The following is a 676-nucleotide window of genomic DNA, read 5'->3' on the forward strand; positions in this document are numbered from 1 at the left end:
GGCGCGGCACCTGCAGCAGCGCGGCGCGGCGCGCCTGCTCCGCCGCGCCGCCGGGCTGGGCGAGGGGGGAAAGGCTCGTCTGGTCTTCCGGCCGCTTCGGGGAAGGAAGGATCATCAACATCGCGTGTCTCCAGGCGAGGGCGATATGACATTTTCGCGATGTCGATGAAACACCCGAAACTCTTAAGGAATCGCAAACCGCGGCGCGCCGCCCTTGCCCGGCGCGGGCCTTCGGCCCCACCCTGCCGCCAAAGGAAACGAATCCGCCATGCAGACCCATTTCACCGCGGCGCAGCTGGAAGACGCCGATCTCAGCGCCTCCAACACCATCCTGCGGACCTGCGTGCATTGCGGCTTCTGCACCGCCACCTGCCCCACCTTCGTCCTGCTGGGCGATGAGCTCGACAGCCCGCGCGGCCGCATCTACCTGATCAAGGAGATGCTGGAGAGCGGCCAGCCCGCCACCGAATCGGTGGTGAAGCATGTCGATCGCTGCCTCTCCTGCCTCTCCTGCATGACCACCTGCCCCTCCGGCGTGCACTACATGCACCTGGTCGACCATGCGCGGCGCTATATCGAGGAGAGCTACACCCGCCCCTGGCCGGAGCGCGCGCTGCGCCGGCTGCTGGGCGCGACGCTGCCGCATCCGAAGCGCTTCCGCGCCGCGCTGGCCCTG

General features: G+C 68.5%; 1 protein-coding gene. It reads left to right on the forward strand.

Annotated elements, in window-relative coordinates:
- Positions 1–268: 268 nt before the first annotated feature.
- Positions 269–676: 4Fe-4S dicluster domain-containing protein (locus HMPREF0731_RS22470; protein ID WP_007006574.1), on the forward strand; the 408-nt coding region annotated here is incomplete at its 3' end.

This window comes from Pseudoroseomonas cervicalis ATCC 49957 (assembly GCF_000164635.1).
Taxonomy (GTDB): domain Bacteria; phylum Pseudomonadota; class Alphaproteobacteria; order Acetobacterales; family Acetobacteraceae; genus Pseudoroseomonas; species Pseudoroseomonas cervicalis.